We start from the raw sequence: 18,537 nt of genomic DNA on the forward strand, positions 1-18,537 counted from the left end.
TGTGCGTTATTCATTTTTAGGAAAGTTTGGCGGTGATTTGAAAATATAATTTTTTAGTTGTTGTTGTAGCGCTTTTTTATTTTCAGCTTTATTTTCTTTATTTTTATACAGAATTTGATCGGCACGCACTAAAGCATCATGTAAGTTTTCGTTTGCTTCAATAACAGTGCAACCTGTTGAAATTGAAACTTTAATATTATAATGACAAAAATATCCGCTAAAAATAGCTAACTCTAATCGATCGGCCATTAATAATGCCTGTTCTAAATCGGCACTAGGTAAAACAATACAGAATTCATCCCCGCCCAGTCGAATACAAACATCACTGTCTCGTGTCATGTCGTTGATTGTTGATGAAATATGTTTTAATGCTAAGTCGCCAATGTCATGGCCATAAGTATCATTAATTATTTTAAAATCATTGGCATCAAACACAATTATCGCAGTGGACTGTGCATTTTTATTATTTTCAGTAACGATATCTTTAACAATACTATCCATCACGCGCCGATTAAATAATCCAGTGAGTAAATCAGTATAAGCTTCTAATTGATAACGTTGTTTTTGAAATTTATGCCGTTTTAATATTACATTCATGTAATTTAAGGTGATGAGTAGCAAAATGCTTAACATCATAATTTTTATCGCAAAGCTAACAAAAAACCATGGTGAGATATCAGCAAAAATTAATGTATGTTTATTTAAACTAGTATGTACAGGAATCGATGGTAATAGATAGTTGCTATAGCCATTATAGATTTCAAATTTTTGTTCTGTATTACTATCATAAAGATAGAAATTGAGTGATGATTTTAATTTAGGCGGTAATGTAATTGATTTAATAAGGGATTTTACTGGAATATCAACACCGATATCGCCTACTATTTTATTATTTTTATAAACTGGAGATTTAATAGTGACAACCATTTCCTTAGAGAAAAAATCTAAATAAGGATAGGTGTAATACATTCCTTTTTGTAATTCGTTTAGTGGTTGAGATGTTGAGCGTTGATTACGGTAAAGATCTGTCGAAAAAAATTCTTTGGTAGTGTTAAATTGATCTGATGGCAGTTTAGATGATAGATAGAAGTATTTTAATGCGTGAGAAACATAGTAGTAATTATAAACAATCGGATGAGTTTGTTGTTCAGCCCATAGTTCATCTAATACCGCAAATAAATGGGTATCTTTTTGGATTAACTGGTTAGGAAATCCTGGACCAACTAAACTACCATTGAATAAGTTATTTGGATAAATGCCGCGATTAAACCCAAATTCTCTTAATTTAGGGTAATAATGAATGTCAGCAAGGACATGTAGCTTTTGATATCGATTATCAAAATTAGCAATGGCTTTAGTTGCTGTTTTCGCATAACGTTTGTTTCTATATGCTAATGAATCTGTTGATTTTTTTATTTGATTTAGGTTTGCTTGCACGTATGAACGTGTTTCGTTTATTTCTTGACGTAAACTAAAACCAACGATTAATGTTAGTATAAGTAAATTAAAAAAAAGAATTAAGCAGCGTCTGATCGTATCATGTTTGCACAGGATATGATCAGTTTGCCATTTTGAACTACGACTTTTCAATATATGTTGTTCAGGTTTAGACATTAAAGTTTTTATCATTGGCTAATGAATCAAACGGCATTGGTTTGCTATACAAAAATCCTTGGTGATAGCGAATACCTAACTCAGTCAATATTTTAGCTTGTTGTTCTGTTTCAACACCTTCAGCAATAACTTCTACCTCGGCCTTCTCGGCGAATGCAATTAATGATTTAACGATAGTGTTTGCCGCTAAAGAGTTAATATCATCAATGAAAACCTTATCTATTTTAATCGTTGTAGCTTGTAGTTTTTGTAATGCTAAGAAATCACAGTAGCCATTACCAACATCGTCTAATTTAATTTGAATACCCATCGCATTTAGTTTTGCACAGTTATGCTCTGCTTGCTCAATATTATCAATGGGTGAACGTTCAGTTAATTCAAATGCAATATTATGCGGAGCAATATGATAGTGAGCCAACGCTGAACGTGTAATATCAATCAACTCAGGGTCTTGAAGTACACTAGCACTAATATTGATACTGAAATAATAGGGTAGTACTTTACCATGTTGCATTTCTAGTTTGCGAATATCACGTGCAACAGTATTAATTAATTGGAATGTTAATGGTGTAATGACACCATTAGCTTCACATTGAGGTATAAACTCATCAGGTAGAATAACTTTACCTTTTTTAGTTTCCCAACGAATGAGTACCTCATAACCGCAGGTAATGTTCTTTTCTGCATCAATAATAGGTTGGTAATAAGGCACTAAATGGTTTTGTTTTATTGCATTGAGCATTAAGAACTTAATGATACTGGTACTGTGATAACGACGATACAACATCACTAATATAATAAAAATTAAGCCACTTAAAATAAGCAGTAAAAAAGGCTTAATATGAGCCCGATAGTCAGCAACTACACTTGGAGTAACGTAATATTTTATCCAAGCCTTATTATGGAATGGCATTGATAAAATAGGCTTAACCATATTATTTAGGGCATGGTTCTGTGTAAATGGACGTGAAAAGATAGTCTTTGAAGCATTTTCAGTATTACCGGTATATAGCGATACTCCATTACCTTCGATAACCTGTAACCAGCATTCATCACAAGCTTCTGCTAGCAAGGCGTTAGTTGGTTGTTTTGCTATATCAACAGTAATAGTGCCGCCAACAACCTTTTTACGGTATTGAATAATTGATTCACTATTATCGGTATTTGCCACAACGACAACTTCATTATTTAACGGTATTTTATTTGTTGGTGAGCCATAAAGTTGATTGAGGTTAGTGTGATCACCACAAACCTTACCTGAGTTGGTTTCTAAGCTAATGCTACGGATATGTGATGAATAATAGCTTACACGCTCGAGTTCTGAAATATCCTCTTTATCACAGGTATAAGAAAGATGATATTGAAGGTTATCAAGTAAAATAGAAGTAGATTGGATGCTTTGTAAATAGTTTTCTGACCGTTGGTGTTCAAACGATTCGAGATTATATTTAAACAGCTGACGCCCAACGGTTTGTGAAGTAAGTGCTAACGTCACTAAACCTATAGCGATAAGTAAAATCACTAATGCAATACTATATAATGAAATTGAAGGACGTCTGATAGTCACGATGGAATAACTCTACTCTTATTTTTATTTGCCAATTGTCGTATTTAAGATAGCAAAAACAAATCAGAGATGCTTCTGAAGAGTTATGAAAACAATAAAAAATTAAATCAGGCTTGATTTATTATTTTTTATATAGTTACAGGTCATTGTTTTATAACAAAGTGAATATGAAATAGGTTATATATTCGCAGGAGGAATGTGTTGGTTTTTGTTTATTAAGAGGATTGACTCCGGTAGGTTTTTATTTACTATTTTTATGTATATTTCAGGAAAGCATCCTTTCAATATTCCGATTACGATCATCATAATGTCTTTAGTTAGTCGTTAAAAGTATAAGAGATAGTTCTATTTGTATCGTCATTGAAGCGTCAATAAATTGTCAGTTTCAGGTTAATAAAAAAGGACGTTATATAAATAACGTCCTTTATCGTTAACTGGCTCTATATCTGAGGATATTATAGCTGATCAGTTAGCTTTACAGCGTCACCAATATAGTTAGCTGGTGTCAACATTTTAAGGCGTGTTTTTTCATGTTCTGGTAATTCTAGGCCATCAATGAATGTACGCATACCTTCGCCATCAACACGCTTACCACGAGTTAGCTCTTTTAGCTTCTCATAAGGTTTTTCAATGCCGTAACGGCGCATTACTGTTTGTACTGGCTCTGCAAGTACTTCCCAGTTGCGGTCTAATTCAGCTTCTAGTGCTGCTTGGTTTAGTTCAAGCTTGCTGATGCCTTTTAGGGTTGATGTGTAAGCAATAATTGCATAACCACAACCAACACCTAAGTTACGTAGTACGGTTGAATCTGTTAGGTCACGCTGCCAGCGAGAAACAGGCAGTTTCTGTGCTAGGTGATTGAAGATTGCATTAGCAAGGCCTAGGTTGCCTTCTGAATTTTCAAAGTCGATTGGGTTAACTTTGTGTGGCATCGTTGAAGAGCCAATTTCGCCAGCAATTGTTTTTTGCTTAAAGTGACCTAAAGCAATGTAACCCCAAATATCACGATCAAAATCAAGCAAAATAGTATTGAAACGCGCAAAGGCATCAAACAATTCTGCAATATAATCATGTGGTTCAATTTGGGTTGTGTAAGGGTTAAATGTAATCCCTAATGATGTCACAAATTCTTCACTGTATTGGTGCCAATCAATATCAGGGTAAGCTGATAGGTGAGCGTTGTAGTTACCTACAGCACCATTGATCTTACCAAGAATTTCAACGTTTTCGATTTGCTTGTATTGACGTTCCATACGGTACGCTACGTTTGCCATTTCTTTACCCATTGTTGATGGAGAAGCTGGCTGACCGTGAGTACGGGTTAGCATTGGCATATCACGGTATTCGTTTGCTAGTGCTTTAATGGCATCAATAACATTACGCACTTCAGGCAGCATTACGTTTTTACGTGCTTCTGTTAGCATTAATGCATGTGATAGGTTATTAATATCTTCTGATGTACATGCAAAGTGAATAAATTCATTTACTGCATGTAATTCAGGTATCTCTGCCACTTTTTCTTTCAGGAAGTATTCAACTGCCTTTACATCGTGGTTAGTTGTGCGTTCGATTGTTTTAATACGAAGTGCATCTTGCTCGCTAAACTCAGTAGCAATACGATCTAGAAAAGCATTCGCTTCTGCGCTGAATGCAGGAACTTCCACGATAGCATCAGTAGCGGCTAATTTTTGTAACCAACGGATTTCAACGATAGTACGGTATTTTAGTAAACCGAACTCACTAAAAATACTGCGTAGTACGCTTGTTTTGCTTCCGTAGCGGCCATCTACTGGGGAAACAGCTGTCAGTGCTGACAGTTCCATGTTGATCTCTCCTGGTTTATGAGGGTTAAAACAAAATTGATATTCAGCCTGATTTTTCAGGCTGAATTGGAGTTAGCAATGCGTTAATTTAGTTTCGAGCGAGCAGAATTTTTGCTTGTTCTAGCATTTGCTTACGACCAAATAATAAATGGCGACGTTTACCGCCGACTTGGCTCCAAAGTACGGCACTGCGAACAGCTGCAAGTAATAATGCCCGCACTCGATGCTGAACATGGGGCAGTTGTAATTGCGCTGGCGTACCTGATACTTGAATCCGTGGTCCTAATGGACTGATAATATCCAAGTAAATACTGGCAATATTACTCAACATTTGTTCATCAAGTATTTCAAAGTGAGTTGTTTGACGCTTCAATGTGTCAACTCGATCACTAAGTTGTGCCATGCTATCGCGACGCGCTGATAATTTACGTTCAAGTGCCATTACGCCAACAAGATAGCGAGTGATTTCACTGCCTGATGATGAACCATCAATATCGCGCACCATCGATTCTAAACCGACACGTAAATCAGCTTCGCTGCCGTAGACGCCTACAGTATTGCTTGGATCTGTTGCCATAATGCTATTAAGCATTGTGGTTAATGCTGCTGAGTCGCAATTGCCATTACGGGCAACGTCTTGAACTAATTTGACTGCTTGGCACATGCCTGCAAACGCAATCGTTCGATCATAAATAGAGTAAGCCACGCGCAAAAACTCCTTTAAATTCGCTCTTCAATAATGCCGCCACCAAGACAGATTTCACCGTTATAGAACACAGCTGATTGTCCTGGCGTTACTGCAATTTGAGGCTCATCAAAAATTACTTTAATAGTTTCATCATCCATTGGGATGATAGTACAAGGAAGATCTTGCTGACGGTAACGTGTTTTTACCGTGCACGCCATTGTTTCACGGATCGGTTGACGATCAACCCAATGTAGTTGAGAGGCAATCAGACCGTTTGATTTTAGACGTGGATGATCTTTACCTTGGCCAACAATAAGCACATTGCGTTCTAAATCTTTATCAACGACATACCATGCGTCTTCAAGACCATTACCGCCTTTTTGGCCTCCAATGTGTAAGCCTTTACGTTGACCTAGTGTGTGATACATCAAGCCTTGGTGTTCGCCGATAACGAGACCGGTATCAGCAACTTCAATTTTACCTGGTTGAGCGGGTAGGTATTTACCTAAAAACTCAGTAAATTTACGTTCACCGATGAAACAAATACCCGTTGAATCTTTTTTCTTTGCCGTGATCAAACCTTGCTCTTCAGCAATACGACGAACTTCTGGTTTTTCTAGTTCACCAACAGGGAATAAACTACGTGCAATCTGCTCGTGGCCTAAGGTGTACAAGAAGTAGCTTTGATCTTTGTTGTTATCGACACCGCGCAGCATTTGAGGTTTTTCACCTTCAATTGTCGGGAAACTGCGACGAGTATAGTGACCCATTGCAATATAGTCGGCTGCAAGTACTTCGTCGGCAAATTCAAGGAAGGCTTTAAATTTGATTTCTTTGTTGCACAAAATATCTGGGTTTGGCGTACGACCCGCTTTATATTCAGCAAGGAAGTATTCAAACACGTTATCCCAGTATTCAGCTGCAAAATTGATGGTATGCAGTGTAATACCAAGTTTGTCACATACCGCTTGTGCATCAGCGAGATCTTCTGCAGCAGAGCAGTATTCGTCGTTATCGTCTTCTTCCCAGTTTTTCATAAATAAGCCTTCAACTTGATAACCTTGTTGAAGGAGCAGGTAAGCGGATACCGATGAATCTACACCGCCGGACATGCCGACAATGACTTTCTTTTGGCTGTTATCAGACATATTTCTCTACTGTCGCTAATTTAGTGTTAAGAGCGTAATTCTAACAGAAACCCAGCGCCTGAAACAGATCGGGAGCAGAATCACACTCCAATAAATAGTCATTAACGGTAGCGATGGTGTAAATAAATACAAGAGTTATTAAAAAAAGTATTTAAAAACTGAAATATAGATAAAAAATAGCAATGTTTTTTATAATTATCGTCTAGATTAAATCAAATAGCAAACGTTTGCTATTTGTCGCAATGATAGAGGATGTAGCTAAAAATGTGTAGTTTTTTGTTGGGGAAAATAGTTTTACTGTACTGAAGGTAATAATGCGCTCTGATGTTAACCATAGAGCGCTGATAGGATGCTGGCTAAATTAAGCTTGAATTGGCGCTGGAAGGGTAATTTCTTTCCACTCGCCTGGCGCTAAATCTGCAACAGTCCATTGCGCCATTTGATAGCGAATCAAACGTAATGTCGGAAAACCAATATGGGCGGTCATACGACGAACTTGACGATTTCGACCTTCACGTAAGGTAATCGCTAACCATGTTGTTGGAATATTTTTACGCTCTCGAATGGGTGGGGTGCGATCCCATATTTGTGGTGATTCGATGACTTCGACTCCAGCAGGTAATGTTGGGCCATCTTTTAACGTCACTCCATCACGTAGTTGCTGTAAATCTTCTGCTGTCGGGATTCCTTCAACTTGCACCCAATAGACTTTGGCTTGCTTTGATTGAGGCTGTGTCAGTCGAGCTTGCAAAATACCGTCATTGGTTAGTACCAGTAATCCTTCACTGTCTTTATCTAATCGTCCAGCAGGATAGACATCTTTCACTGGAATAAAATCAGCTAAAGTACTGTCGCCTGGTTCACCTGAAAATTGGGTTAAGGTGTTATAAGGTTTGTTAAATAAAATAACTTTTTGTGGGCCACGGGGACGCTTTGGTTTATTTATTTTTCTTGACGCTCTACGCTCATTATTGGCACGAAGAGGTTGACGATTTGTGGTGTTTGGATTCATAAATACGTGCTGTTGTAAGAGTTGATGATTTAGACAGACATATTATACGTGAAAAATTACATAATTGACGTATTGATAAAATTTAAAGTATGATTTGCTCGCCTCTTACAAAATGATAACAAATGGATGCCAGGAGATTTAAAATGGATAGTAAAGTAATTGTACCAACAGCGGGTCAGAAAATCACAGTAGACGCTGAAGGTAAATTGATTGTTCCTAATACCCCGATTATTCCGTACATCGAAGGTGACGGTATCGGTATCGATGTAAGTCCAGCAATGATTAAAGTTGTGGATGCTGCTGTTAAGAAAGCGTATGCCGGCGATCGTAAAATTGAGTGGATGGAAATCTACACCGGTGAGAAATCAACCCAAGTCTACGGCGATGACGCATGGCTTCCACAAGAAACTCTTGATTTTATTCGTGAATATAAAGTTGCAATTAAAGGCCCGTTAACTACCCCAGTTGGTGGCGGCATTCGTTCTCTTAACGTAGCATTGCGTCAAGAGCTTGATCTTTATATCTGTGTTCGTCCTGTACGTTATTTTGATGGCGTACCAAGCCCAGTTAAACGTCCTGAGTTAACTGACATGGTCATTTACCGTGAAAACTCAGAAGATATTTATGCTGGCGTTGAATTCCAAGCGGGTACTGCAGAAGCTGATAAAGTGATTCAGTTCCTACAACAAGAAATGGGCGCGACTAAAATTCGCTTCCCACAACAATGTGGTATTGGTATTAAACCAGTATCAGAAGCGGGAACTAAACGTCTAGTACGTGCTGCAATTCAGTACACCATTGATAATGACCGTGATTCGTTAACCTTAGTGCATAAAGGTAACATCATGAAATTTACTGAAGGTGCGTTTAAAGATTGGGGTTACGATGTTGCGCTACAAGAATTCGGTGCTGAATTACTTGATGGCGGCCCTTGGATGACATTAAAGAATCCAAAAACGGGCAAAGAGATTGTGATTAAAGATTGTATTGCAGATGCCTTCTTACAGCAGATTCTACTACGTCCAGAAGAATATGATGTGATTGCAACCATGAACCTTAATGGTGATTACATTTCAGATGCATTAGCAGCACAAGTTGGCGGTATTGGTATTGCACCTGGTGCGAATATTGGTGACGGTGTGGCATTGTTTGAAGCAACTCACGGTACGGCACCTAAATACGCAGGCCAAGATAAAGTAAACCCTGGCTCATTAATCCTTTCTGCTGAAATGATGTTACGCCATATGGGCTGGACAGAAGCGGCCGATTTAATTATTAGCTCAATGGAAGCTGCTATTAGTAATAAAACAGTAACGTATGATTTTGAGCGTCAAATGGACGGTGCTAACTTGCGAAAATGTTCTGAATTTGCTGATGATATGATTGAGCAAATGTAACTATTAGATAAATATAATAAATATCTTAAGGCTCAGCATTCGCTGGGCCTTTTTTATTGTTGAGTATAAGAGGGTAATAAAAATTAAACTATATTCGACAAAGGGAGCATAAATGTAGGTAAAGTAATCAACTGCATCATACTCTCGTGCGCTAACTCTCAAACATAGAAGAAGAAAACTATCTAGATATAGGCAGTGAATTAAATTTGGCATAGGATAGTTTAATAAAACAAATGTGTATTTTTTGTTAATTATTATACGTTTTGTTGTCGCATTTTAAAGAATGATTAACTGTGTTTTTTTTATGCGTATTTTATTCATCTTTAGCTGAAGGGAAAGAAGTTTTTTTTGTTGCGGATGAGTATCACTAGATAAAATTTAGACGCGGGCAACTAATAACCTCAGATGACTGTCGAAGTCGGTAGGTAATTGGTATATTGTATCAGTTATTAAAAATTTGGTTTCGATTTCTCAAATAAAAGGTGAGATAATCTCACCTTTTAATGTGCTATTAATATTGGATCCACTTATTTGGCTTCATCGCCCTCTGCGGGAACAATAGCACTTGCATGGTAACCTTTAGGGCCAGTTTGAACCTCGTAGTTCACTTGTTGACCTGCTTTAAGTGTTCGGTAACCATCCATCTGAATCGTTGAATAGTGAGCGAAAATATCGTCCTCACCTTCTTCGGGGCAGATGAAGCCAAATCCTTTGGCGTTATTGAACCATTTTACTGTACCTGTTGCCATGCTTATACATCCTTTTTGCATTCAAGTTCCATTTGACATTAGCTGCTCATTCAGTAATGTTGATTGCATACTAATGCGATTTTGATGCAGATTATATCTACTACAATTTACAATGTAGTAAAATAAACTAGTCAGTCAAGTATTGTTTGTAACATTTTGATAAAATCTTTTATTAACTTGGCTATAGCCAGCTCACGAATGAATGAACTAAGATAAAACTATGAGTAAGTTATACGAATGGATGAATCCTGAATCTGATGTACTGGATAAGGAAGAAATCCAAGTTAAGCCGCCATCGATGTATAAAGTAATTTTAAACAATGATGATTACACACCGATGGATTTTGTGATTGATGTGTTACAAACTTTTTTTTCCATGGATCTGGAGAAAGCTTCTCAGTTGATGCTTGCGGTACATTATGAAGGTAAAGCTATTTGTGGCACTTTCACCGCAGAAGTAGCAGAAACGAAAGTTGCGCAAGTAATGATGTACGCACGGGAAAATGAACACCCGTTGTTATGTACGATGGAAAAAGCATAATCTTTTTCCGGCACGCCATATTGAGTGGTTTTTAGGGGAGGTGCCTTATGCTAAATAAAGAACTTGAAGCGAGCCTGAACGGTGCATTTGCACGCGCAAGAGAAAAGCGTCATGAGTTTATGACGGTAGAACATTTATTGATGGCTCTGTTAGATAATGTAGCCACGCAAGAAGCATTATTAGCGTGTCGCGCTGATCTTGATGTATTGCGTAAAGAGCTAGATTCTTTTATTGAACAGACAACACCCTTAATTCCAGTGGATGATGAGAGCCGTGAAACTCAACCAACATTGAGTTTTCAACGAGTGCTGCAACGTGCTGTGTTCCATGTGCAGTCTTCTGGCCGTAGCGAAGTAACTGGTGCTAATGTATTGGTTGCTATTTTTAGCGAGCAAGAGTCGCATGCTGCATATCTACTGAAGAAAAGTGATATTAGCCGTCTTGATGTGGTGAATTTTATTTCTCATGGCACTGTTAAAGGCAGTGATAATGATGACGTTAACCCATCTGAGATTGGTAATACAGAAGAACAACGTACTGAACAAGGTTCTGAAGATAAACTTGAGAACTTTGCAACTAACCTTAATCAATTAGCGAAATCAGGTGGTATTGATCCCCTGATTGGTCGAGATAAAGAACTTGAGCGTACAGTACAAGTTCTTTGTCGTCGTCGTAAAAATAACCCGTTATTAGTGGGTGAAGCTGGTGTCGGTAAAACGGCTATTGCAGAGGGGCTTGCGTGGCGTATTGTTGAAGGTCAAGTGCCTGAAATTATTCAAGACTGCGTAATTTATTCTCTGGATATTGGTTCATTGCTAGCGGGTACTAAGTACCGTGGTGATTTTGAGAAGCGTTTTAAAGGTATTTTAAAGCAGCTTGAAAAAGAAGAACATGCGATTTTGTTCATCGATGAAATCCATACCATCATTGGTGCTGGTGCTGCATCTGGTGGGCAAGTTGATGCTGCCAACTTACTTAAGCCATTATTGAGTAGTGGTAAGTTGCGTTGCATGGGCTCAACAACCTATCAAGAATACAGTAATATTTTTGAGAAGGAGCGCGCACTATCACGCCGATTCCAAAAAATTGATGTTGTTGAACCATCGTTAGACGACACCACCAAAATTTTGATGGGGTTAAAATCAAAATACGAAGCTCACCACGAAGTACGTTTTACTAATAAAGCTATTCGCGCAGCAGTTGAATTATCTGCAAAATACATTAATGAACGTCATTTACCTGATAAAGCGATTGATGTTATTGATGAAGCTGGCGCACGTTGTCGTTTAGCACCTGCAAGTCGTCGTAAAAAAACGGTAAATGTTGGTGATATTGAAGCTATGATCGCTAAAATGGCACGTATTCCGGAGAAATCAATATCAAGTAGTGATCGTGACGTATTACAAAGTCTTGATAGTAGATTAAAGATGTTAGTCTTTGGTCAAGATAGCGCGATTGATGTATTAACTGAAGCAATCAAGTTAAGCCGTGCAGGGTTAAGTGCTGATAATAAACCGGTAGGTTCGTTCTTATTTGCAGGACCTACAGGCGTGGGTAAAACGGAAGTTACGGTGCAGTTAGCCCGTACGATGGGTATTGAGTTACTACGTTTTGATATGTCTGAATATATGGAGCGTCATACCGTCAGTCGTTTGATTGGTGCACCTCCTGGTTATGTAGGTTATGACCAAGGCGGATTATTGACAGATGCAGTTATTAAAAACCCTCATTCAGTTGTATTGCTTGATGAAATCGAAAAAGCACACCCTGATGTGTTTAACTTGCTACTACAAGTAATGGATAACGGTACGCTAACTGATAACAATGGTCGTAAAGCTGATTTCCGAAATGTTATTTTTGTAATGACAACCAATGCCGGGGTAACGGAAACAGTACGTAAATCAATTGGTCTTATTCAACAAGATCATAGCCATGATGCGATGGCAGAGATCAAACGAGTATTTACGCCAGAATTCCGTAACCGTCTTGATAATATCATTTGGTTTAATCATCTTGAGAAAGACATTATTGGCCAAGTGGTTGATAAGTTTATTGTAGAACTACAAGCACAACTAGATGCACGTGGTGTCTCTATGGAAGTGTCTGAGCGGGCACGTGAGTGGATGTCAGACAAAGGCTATGATAAGTCGATGGGCGCACGTCCAATGGCTCGTGTGATTCAAGAGAACCTTAAAAAGCCACTTGCGAATGAATTGTTGTTCGGTTCTTTAGTTAATGGCGGTTCAGTACGCGTTGATTATATTAATGGCGAGTTAGATTTCCAATTCAGCAGTGAGATGGAAGCCGCCCATTAAGGCTAATGTGTTAGCTTTATCGCAATAAACAAAAACGCCGTAGATAGTAACAACTATCTGCGGCGTTTTTATGTGGTGACTACTTGTTATTATCTTCGCTAAAATAAAACCCAGCAAAGAGGCTGGGTTTTATTTGCAGCACTAATCTTTTAGAGAAAGATTAACGTGCGCGGAAGACGATGCGACCTTTAGTTAGATCGTAAGGAGTCAGTTCCACTGTTACTTTGTCGCCAGTAAGGATACGGATGTAGTTTTTACGCATCTTACCAGAGATGTGAGCAGTAACAACGTGACCGTTTTCCAGCTCAACACGGAACATAGTATTTGGTAGTGTATCTAGTACAGTACCAGCCATTTCAATTACGTCTTCTTTTGCCATTGAATCCTCTTAGGCTACCAGCCATTCATCTTGATCGGGCTGGATAATGCCTTGAAACTATCTGAGTGTAAAGTTTAGGACGTAATTTTACCCTCGCTAGTCGTTTTTGTCAGCTATTGTTCGCGATTAATCCATTTTTTCTCAGTAAATTAACAAAAGCTAATGCAAAGCGTTCTTGTGTTGCGTTGAATTTAACCGTTTTGGGTGTTTTTTACTGTTTCACTGATCCACTCACCGTTAATTAATTTCTGATGTGGTGTAAAGCGAACTTTGTAATTCATCTCACGGCATTGATCTATTTGATAGCCAGGATAGAGCCATTGACGTTGTGTCTGACGGCAAACTTCAATTTGTAATAGGACGCATAATGTTCCTAATGATAACTTATGTTCTGGTTCAAAAAAGCTATAAACAGCGCTGAGTGAGTCTGGGAAAACATCAGTAATCGCAACCGCAATCAATTGATTATCTTGATATAAATGTAAGAATGCGGTGTTCATCCATGGTGCGCTAATAAAATCAAAGAACTGTTGTTTATTCGCGGGAAACATTGAGCCACTAGCATGACGGACATTAATATAACGCTCATACAAATCAAACCAATCTGGGTCTAATTGTTGTTTAAATTGCCACTGCAGTTTTTTGAGTTGGTTTTGTTGGCGTTTTTGACTTTTAGAAGGGGTGAATTGGCTGCAATCAATCCGTAATGGAGTACAGGCATTGCAATGTTTACACATCGGCTTATAGATCACGCTACCACTTCGGCGATACCCTGAACTAATTAATAAATCATAACCATTTGGATTTAACCATGGTTGGTCCATCACTATACCAAGTTGATCACGTTGGTGTGGTAAATAATTACAGTCACTTTCAGGTGTAAGACCCAGTTGTAAGGTTAATTCTTTCATCATCAATTCGTTTATAGCACTAAAGTTTGAGGGTGATAGCACGCCGCAGCTAATGCAGTATCTCGCTGTTGATGTAGTTGTGTTAAAAAGGTCTGCCGTCCTAATTCACTAGCACCTAAAGAAGCTAGATGCGGGTTCATCATTTGGCAATCAATTAACTGGCCACCATGTCGATTGAAATGATGACAGAAATACCATAAGGCAATTTTCGAGGCGTTATCTGCCAGAGAAAACATTGATTCACCACAAAAAATACTGCCGACGGCGACACCATAGAATCCACCGACTAATTGTTGATCTTGCCATACCTCGACTGAGTGACAATCTCCCTCATCATGTAATTTTTGATAAGCGTTAATCATTGCTTCAGTGATCCATGTTTGCTCTGGGCCTCGAGATTCAGCACATTGGCGGATCACTGCATGGCATGCATAATTGAGCGTAACAGAATAGGACGATTTACGCATAAATTTACGTAAACTTTTACTTGGTGAAAATTGTTGTGGAATAAAGACACCACGTGGATTTGGGCTCCACCATAAAATAGGTTCACCTTGTGAGTACCATGGAAAAATACCATGCCGATATGCTTGGCGCAGGCGTTGTGGGCTGAGATCACCACCAAAAGCCAGTAGACCATTTGGATCAATTTGGGCGCTATTAGGATTAGGAAATTGTAATGATGATGGATCAATTTCAGCTATATAAATCGTCATTTTCTATCAATACACACGGGTCAAAAGGCTATTGGTGCCAATATAACATTTAACAACCGACAAAAAAAACGCCAATAATCACAACTGATTATTGGCGTTATACTTGTGTTAGTGAATTAATCTGTCGTTAAATGCGACGACATAATTCAGCGTATCGACCATTTTGTGCTAACAATTGTTGGTGCTGGCCACGTTCAATGATCTCACCTTCATCCATTAAGCAAATTTGATCCATACTATCGAGACCAACAAGACGGTGAGTAATAAATAACACCGTTTTATTTTTGGCAAACTTAAGTAATAAGTTCAGTATTTGCTGTTCAGTTCGACGATCAAGCCCTTCAGTTGGTTCATCTAATAATAGAATCGGTGCGTCATGAAGTAGGGCACGAGCGATACCAATACGGCGACGCTCACCACCAGAAATATGACGACCACCATCACCAAGCCAAGTATCTAAGCCTTTATCATCAAGTAAGCTCTTAAGACCCACTTTATCCAGTGCTGCGACTAATTGTTCATCGCTAGCATCAGCTTTAGCCAAAATTAAATTCTCACGTAATGAGCCATTAAAGACATCAACCCGTTGGCTTACAACGGTAATGGCCTTACGCAGTGCGGGTTCACTCCAACGAGTAAGATCAACCCCGTCAAGTAGGATTTGGCCTTGTTGAGGATCCCAGCTACGTGTTAGTAATTGCAGTAACGTTGATTTACCACAGCCAGTACGGCCAAGTAGCGCTAGCTTTTCACCGCGTTTAATCTCAAGCGATAAGTGCTTAACAACCGGTTGATCACTGCCATAATAGGTGTAGCTAATATCATTAAGGCTAATATCACCGTTAGCAACCGCGGTATGACCGTTAGGATCGAATACCGTGTCAGGGGTTGCGTCAATAATTTCATTAAGACGTTTTGCTGACGATAATGTTTGACCTAAGTATTGGAAAGCACCGGCTACTGGCATCATCATTTCAAAACTAGCCATTGTGGTAAATGCGACCATTGCCACGAAAGGATCGGGTGCGTTACCCGCAATACCGTTGGCTGCAATCCACATAATCAGTACTAATGTCCAGCCTGTTGCTGCCATTAATAGACCATTAGCAATACCGGTTAAGCTCGCCATTTTCCGCTGCGCATCAAGCAGTTTATCTTGCTCTGCTTCAGCTTGTTGACGGTAACGTTGTTCGGCATTAAACAGTAATAATTCAGCGTGTCCCTGAATCCAGTCTAACAGCGTGATACGGTAGTTGGCTTTAGCGTGCGTAAGTGTTTCACCATTGCGCTTACCTAAACGGTAAAACACAATCGGCAAGATAATCATTAACGCCAGTAAAATGCCACCAAGGGTAAAACCAATCGTGGGATCAAACCAAGCCAGAAAACCGGTGACAATGGTAATGCCTAAGATACCGATCACCAGCGGGCTGACTAAACGTAAATAAATATGATCCATCGCATCAACATCAGCGACTAAGCGATTGAGTAAATCGGCATCACGTAAATTAGCATGGCGGCCAGGAATTAACGGTGTTAGCTTACGGAAAAAGAATAATCGTAAATCAGCCAGTAGCTTAAAGGTGGCATTGTGGCTAACCACCCGCTCACCCCAACGCCCAGCTGTTCGTGACATTGAAAAGCCACGTACACCTGCGCCAGGTAACATGTAATTAAAGGTTTGACGAGTAATAACACTGAGGCCTGCAACCGCAGAAGCGGCAATAAACCAACCGGATAAGGTCAGTAGGCTAATCGCAGACAATAGTGTTAATAAACCTAAAATCATGCCTAAGGTTAAACCGAACCAGTGCTTACGGTAGAGTTTAAGGTAAGGGATTAAATCACGCATCGAGATCCCTCTTATCAGTATGAGTGAGCATATCAGCGAGTAAACCTTGATGACTAATAGTCTCAAAGTTACCGTTCTGGACTAATTTACCGTTATCCATAACCAAAATACGATGCATCGCATGCAGTTGATCAAGGCGGTGGCTAACCATTAATGTGGTACGGTTAGTGACAGCTTGAGCTAAACTTTCAAGTACTAAGCGTTCACTGTTAGCATCAAGGCTAGCGGTAGGTTCATCGAGCAGCCAAAAAGCCCCGTTTTGTAGCATTGCACGAGCAACAGCAATACGTTGTGCTTGGCCAACGGATAAACCACCAGAGCGATCACCGACATGATGCTCATAGCCTTTCTCAAGACGTTGAATAAATTCATCTGCATAAGCTTGGCGAGCGACTTGATCGACATCATTATTACTGGCACTTGGGTTTCCGAGCGTAATGTTATCGCGCACCGTACCATGGACTAATAACGGATTTTGACCGACCCAACTGATTGCTTGTCGCCATTGATCATGTTTAAGTTCATTGAGTTCAACATCGTTAATTTTAATACTACCGCGGTAGGGTAAAAATCCGAGTAGGGCATTGAGTAAACTGGTTTTACCTGCACCACTAGGACCGATTAACGCCACATGTTCATTGGTGTTAATGGTAAAGCTTAATGGTCCAGCTAACACTTGCCCTTCAGGACTAAGGACTTCGAGATCAGTAACGGTAATGTGAATCGCATTAGGGGTAGGTAACGGCTTTTCGCCACTACTCATCTCATCTGCTTCAATGTTTAAGAACTCAACAATCGACTCAGCGGCACCAATGGCTTGGGCTTTTGCATGGTAGAAAGTACCAAGATCTCGCAATGGTTGATAAAACTCAGGTGCAAGTACTAATACAAATAAACCTGTAAATAGCGAAACAGGTACACCGTAGTTACCAAAGTTGAGTTCGCCAATGAATGCGAAACCAAAATAGACCGCAACAATCGCAACCGAAATTGCGGAGAAGAATTCTAATACTGCCGATGATAAAAAGGCTAAGCGTAGTACTTCCATGGTGCGCTTACGTAAAACATGTGAAGCGGCATCGAGGTTTTCAGCTTCAGCATCAACACGATTGAATAAGCGTAGGGTTGATAAACCTTGCAAACGGTCATAAAAGTGACCAGATAAACGTTGTAAGGCCTTAAAGTTACGACGGTTAGCATCAGCAGCACCTAAACCAACTAACGCCATAAAAAAGGGAACTAAAGGGGCAGTGATCAGGAATATTAGGCCTGCGGCCCAGTTAAGTGGGAATACCACCACTAAAATAACCACCGGAATTAACACCGCGAGTGACATTTGTGGTAAGTAACGAGCAAAGAAATCCTGCATTTCTTCCACTTGTTCAAGCACTAAACTTGCCCATACACCCGCTGGTTTGCCTTTAATATAGGCCGGACCAAGGTTTTGTAAGCGGTTGAGTATTAATTGGCGAATGTGGAGTCGAATTTGTTCACCGCAACGATAGCCGCAAACTTCTCGCCCCCAGCTACATAATGCACGTAAACCAATAATAACAATGAGGCCAACAAACTGATTTACGAGTTGGTATTTATCGGTGTGCTCGATGATCAGTTGGTGCAGAATATTGGCTAATAAAGCCGCTTGCCCGATAAGCAATAATCCAGAAATAAATCCTAAACCAATACTGAACATCATCCAGCGTTTGGCGAGTTTACTCTGAGATTTTAACCATTTGGTCAAATCGCGTTGTAATTCTTTATCCATATAAATAAGGTTTCATTACGGTATTTATGGTGAGTCGCTCTTACAGCTTTATGGTTGAGA

Annotated in this window: 15 protein-coding genes; 3 read left to right on the forward strand and 12 right to left on the reverse strand. The window is 39.3% G+C overall.

The features are described 5' to 3' along the window. Positions 1–6: 6 nt before the first annotated feature. The 6 genes from PPBDW_RS05310 to rluE all read right to left on the reverse strand — a co-directional run bounded on the left by PPBDW_RS05310 (position 7) and on the right by rluE (position 7,852). Complete coding sequence (locus PPBDW_RS05310; RefSeq protein WP_036793872.1) at positions 7–1,614, reverse strand: sensor domain-containing diguanylate cyclase; 1,608 nt, start codon at positions 1,612–1,614, stop codon at positions 7–9. Next, positions 1,607–3,181, reverse strand: a complete 1,575-nt coding sequence (locus tag PPBDW_RS05315) for an EAL domain-containing protein (protein WP_036793873.1) — start codon at positions 3,179–3,181, stop codon at positions 1,607–1,609. The genes PPBDW_RS05310 and PPBDW_RS05315 overlap by 8 nt, the downstream gene beginning before the upstream one ends. A gap of 455 nt (positions 3,182–3,636) precedes the next feature. After that, positions 3,637–5,004: an adenylosuccinate lyase gene (purB, locus tag PPBDW_RS05320; RefSeq protein WP_036793875.1), complete on the reverse strand. Its 1,368-nt coding sequence runs from the start codon at positions 5,002–5,004 to the stop codon at positions 3,637–3,639. 88 nt (positions 5,005–5,092) lie between these two features. Beyond that, on the reverse strand, positions 5,093–5,710 hold the full coding sequence (gene hflD, locus PPBDW_RS05325) for a high frequency lysogenization protein HflD (RefSeq protein ID WP_036793878.1): 618 nt from the start codon (positions 5,708–5,710) through the stop codon (positions 5,093–5,095). Between the two features lie 14 nt (positions 5,711–5,724). After that, on the reverse strand, positions 5,725–6,840 hold the full coding sequence (mnmA, locus tag PPBDW_RS05330) for a tRNA 2-thiouridine(34) synthase MnmA (protein ID WP_036793880.1): 1,116 nt from the start codon (positions 6,838–6,840) through the stop codon (positions 5,725–5,727). Positions 6,841–7,201: 361 nt separating this feature from the next. Then, entirely contained in the window at positions 7,202–7,852 is a 651-nt protein-coding gene (gene rluE, locus PPBDW_RS05335) for a 23S rRNA pseudouridine(2457) synthase RluE (protein WP_036793882.1), read from the reverse strand. A 143-nt stretch (positions 7,853–7,995) separates the two neighbouring features. Between rluE and icd the strand changes: the two genes are divergently transcribed. After that, positions 7,996–9,249, forward strand: coding sequence for an NADP-dependent isocitrate dehydrogenase (gene icd / locus PPBDW_RS05340; protein ID WP_036793883.1), 1,254 nt, complete (start codon positions 7,996–7,998; stop codon positions 9,247–9,249). Between the two features lie 527 nt (positions 9,250–9,776). On the opposite strand, the gene cspD is transcribed toward icd, so the two are convergent. Beyond that, the gene (gene cspD / locus PPBDW_RS05345) at positions 9,777–9,998 is read right to left on the reverse strand and encodes a cold shock domain-containing protein CspD (protein ID WP_036793884.1); all 222 of its coding nucleotides are present in this window, start codon (positions 9,996–9,998) and stop codon (positions 9,777–9,779) included. Between the two features lie 220 nt (positions 9,999–10,218). Here cspD and clpS point away from each other — a divergent pair, with 220 nt between their 5' ends. Beyond that, positions 10,219–10,539, forward strand: coding sequence for an ATP-dependent Clp protease adapter ClpS (clpS, locus tag PPBDW_RS05350; protein WP_036793886.1), 321 nt, complete (start codon positions 10,219–10,221; stop codon positions 10,537–10,539). A gap of 47 nt (positions 10,540–10,586) precedes the next feature. Beyond that, positions 10,587–12,854 carry an ATP-dependent Clp protease ATP-binding subunit ClpA gene (gene clpA, locus PPBDW_RS05355; RefSeq protein ID WP_036793889.1) on the forward strand — a complete coding sequence of 756 codons (2,268 nt, stop codon included), beginning with the start codon at positions 10,587–10,589 and terminating at the stop codon, positions 12,852–12,854. A gap of 160 nt (positions 12,855–13,014) precedes the next feature. Here the strand turns inward: clpA and infA are convergent, their stop codons facing one another. From infA to cydD, 5 genes are all read right to left on the reverse strand, one after another. Continuing rightward, entirely contained in the window at positions 13,015–13,233 is a 219-nt protein-coding gene (infA, locus tag PPBDW_RS05360) for a translation initiation factor IF-1 (RefSeq protein ID WP_005368778.1), read from the reverse strand. Positions 13,234–13,424: 191 nt separating this feature from the next. Further along, positions 13,425–14,144, reverse strand: a complete 720-nt coding sequence (locus PPBDW_RS05365) for an arginyltransferase (RefSeq protein ID WP_045042851.1) — start codon at positions 14,142–14,144, stop codon at positions 13,425–13,427. An 11-nt stretch (positions 14,145–14,155) separates the two neighbouring features. Next, complete coding sequence (gene aat, locus PPBDW_RS05370) at positions 14,156–14,860, reverse strand: leucyl/phenylalanyl-tRNA--protein transferase (protein ID WP_036793890.1); 705 nt, start codon at positions 14,858–14,860, stop codon at positions 14,156–14,158. Positions 14,861–14,987: 127 nt separating this feature from the next. Beyond that, positions 14,988–16,712, reverse strand: coding sequence for a heme ABC transporter ATP-binding protein/permease CydC (cydC, locus tag PPBDW_RS05375; RefSeq protein WP_036793891.1), 1,725 nt, complete (start codon positions 16,710–16,712; stop codon positions 14,988–14,990). Beyond that, positions 16,705–18,477 (reverse strand): heme ABC transporter permease/ATP-binding protein CydD, encoded by a 1,773-nt coding sequence (cydD, locus tag PPBDW_RS05380; RefSeq protein WP_036793892.1) that lies wholly within the window; start codon positions 18,475–18,477, stop codon positions 16,705–16,707. The genes cydC and cydD overlap by 8 nt, the downstream gene beginning before the upstream one ends. Positions 18,478–18,537 lie beyond the last annotated feature (60 nt).

It is taken from the genome of Photobacterium kishitanii, assembly GCF_000613045.3.
Taxonomy (GTDB): Bacteria; Pseudomonadota; Gammaproteobacteria; order Enterobacterales; family Vibrionaceae; genus Photobacterium; species Photobacterium kishitanii.